Below are 2,077 nucleotides of genomic sequence, written 5' to 3' on the forward strand. Positions count from 1 at the left end.
TTTGATCGTTCAAAAGCTGAAGAGGAGCGCCAAAAAGAGCAGCAGCCTTTTAGTTATCCAAAACACTTAGAGGTTCCGAAACAAACAGAAATCAAGCAATACTTAATTGATGAGCGGAAAATAGACCCTCGCCTGGTGAACTGGTTGATTAAAAAGGATCTCATCGCCCAGGATAAGAAAAACAATGTCGTGTTCAAATGGAGAGAAGAAGGTGGCAAAGGGCAAGTCATTGGAATGAACCGTCAAGGTACGGTCAAAATGGAGAATAAGAGAGGAAGCTTTAAGCAAATTGTCCCGAATTATGAAAAAATCAATGCCGGTTTTACGGTTGATGTAGGTAAACCGGATAAGATTTATTTTTATGAAGATCCGATTGATATGTTATCTCATTGGAGTATCAAGCAAAATAAGATACAAAACGCTCGCCTAGTTTCTATGCATGGATTGAAGTCAAAAACAGTAATTCAATCTTTAATGGATGCGAAAAAAGAAGGGCACGATATTAAAGAGGTCATTATGGCAGTTGATAATGATAAAGCCGGGAAAGACTTCATTCAGACAATGAAATGCTTTGTAGATCTTAAAGAGGATATCCCAACGAATGAAAAGGATTGGAACGATGTCCGGAAGAAACAAGTGAGTGAGCAACAGGGAAAAGAAACAGCCCAACCAAAGAAAATGAAACCAATTAAAGAGGTGGAGCGAAGTGTCTAATCTACCAGAAATGCCAAACATATTACAAATTTTATTGTATGGTTTTATCCTTTATGTTCTTTTTCGTATTTGTAAATTTATGTACCGGAAGTTCCAGGAGCGAAGAATATTAAAGCGAATGGCTAAGTCCGGTATTCGCTATATAGACAAAATGGACGGACATCAATTCGAAGTATACCTAAAAGCTCTCTTTCGAGAGTTGGGTTATTCCCCAACAGTTACAAAACAGTCAAATGATTTCGGAGCGGATCTGGTGTTAAAGGGGAAAAATCGTATTGTAATCCAGGCAAAACGCTACGGGATGAAAAATAGAGTTGGCATTAGTGCCGTACAAGAGATATATGCAGCACAAGCCTATTACAAAGCACACGAAGGCTGGGTTGTAACAAACAGTGTATATACAAGACAAGCGAAAGAATTAGCGGAAGCTTGCAATGTAAAACTAATAGATCGTGTAGAACTTCAGAAATTGATTAATAAAATCAATCCCGAATATTCGGCTGAAGATGTGTATCAAGGGGTAAAACCTGCAGAACGGAAATGTCCCACATGTAAACATGATTTAGTCATTCGAAATTCGAATAAAACAGGTAATAAGTTTTTTGGCTGTTCACAATATCCCACATGTACACATACAGAACCAATTAATTCATGAGCTGTGATGAAAATCCGGCTCTTTTTTATTTTTTTAAAGAATACATGAAAAAAAATCTGTTTAACTAAAAAATGAACCTTCAGATTTGCTTGTATGAGGTTTTGAAGGTGTTGTTAATATAATAAGTCGTATTCTTTATAAAAACGCATGTAAAGGGAGATAGGGAATTTAAATGCGTTTTTAGGTTTTTTAGGAAAAATAAAAAGGGTAGCCATTATTTACGACTTAACCCTTTGTCTACGATTTGACGAATTGCTTCGTTTCGGTTCTTCAGCTTATTTTCATGCCAATAATTTTCTATTTGCTCTACTTGTTCTTTTGTAAAAGTAACTAAAATTTGAGTGTACTTGTCTTTATTAACAGCCATATAGCAACCTCCTCTATAAAAAATATTATAAGTTATATAACTTATATTGACAACCAGAAAAATGAGGAATAGAATAGTTATATAAGTTATATAACTTTATTAAGGAGGTTATTACATGGAACGGAAAGTAAAAAAGATGATGGCTGATCTTCAATTTATTATGAATCATGGTCAAATCAGTGTAGATTTCATGGATCAAGGATATAAAAGAATGCTTTTTAGTGCATTAGAAGCTACAGGAAAAAGGTTTAATGTGCATACCAATGAACATAATGAAACAACCTTGTTCTTAGAGTTAGTTTAGTAAATTTACGCAATGAGGAGCTGTTAATAATGGAGCA

The 2,077-nt window shown here is 34.9% G+C and carries 4 protein-coding genes; 3 read left to right on the forward strand and 1 reads right to left on the reverse strand.

Annotated features, from left to right (window positions below; genetic code table 11):
- Together BM089_RS30320 and BM089_RS30325 are read left to right on the forward strand one after the other, a co-directional pair.
- Positions 1–714, forward strand: a 714-nt coding sequence (locus BM089_RS30320; RefSeq protein WP_090979201.1) for a DUF3991 and TOPRIM domain-containing protein, incomplete at its 5' end; no start/stop codon positions are given.
- Positions 707–1,369, forward strand: coding sequence for a restriction endonuclease (locus BM089_RS30325; protein WP_090979204.1), 663 nt, complete (start codon positions 707–709; stop codon positions 1,367–1,369). The genes BM089_RS30320 and BM089_RS30325, both read left to right, overlap by 8 nt.
- A 214-nt stretch (positions 1,370–1,583) precedes the next feature.
- On the opposite strand, the gene BM089_RS31320 is transcribed toward BM089_RS30325, so the two are convergent.
- Complete coding sequence (locus BM089_RS31320) at positions 1,584–1,736, reverse strand: ribbon-helix-helix domain-containing protein (protein WP_000290205.1); 153 nt, start codon at positions 1,734–1,736, stop codon at positions 1,584–1,586.
- Between the two features lie 115 nt (positions 1,737–1,851).
- On the opposite strand from BM089_RS31320, the gene BM089_RS30330 reads away from it, so the two are divergent.
- On the forward strand, positions 1,852–2,040 hold the full coding sequence (locus BM089_RS30330; protein WP_000440217.1) for a hypothetical protein: 189 nt from the start codon (positions 1,852–1,854) through the stop codon (positions 2,038–2,040).
- Positions 2,041–2,077: the final 37 nt, after the last annotated feature.

It is taken from the genome of Bacillus sp. 5mfcol3.1 (assembly GCF_900114335.1).
GTDB classification, from domain to species: Bacteria; Bacillota; Bacilli; order Bacillales; family Bacillaceae_G; genus Bacillus_A; species Bacillus_A thuringiensis_S.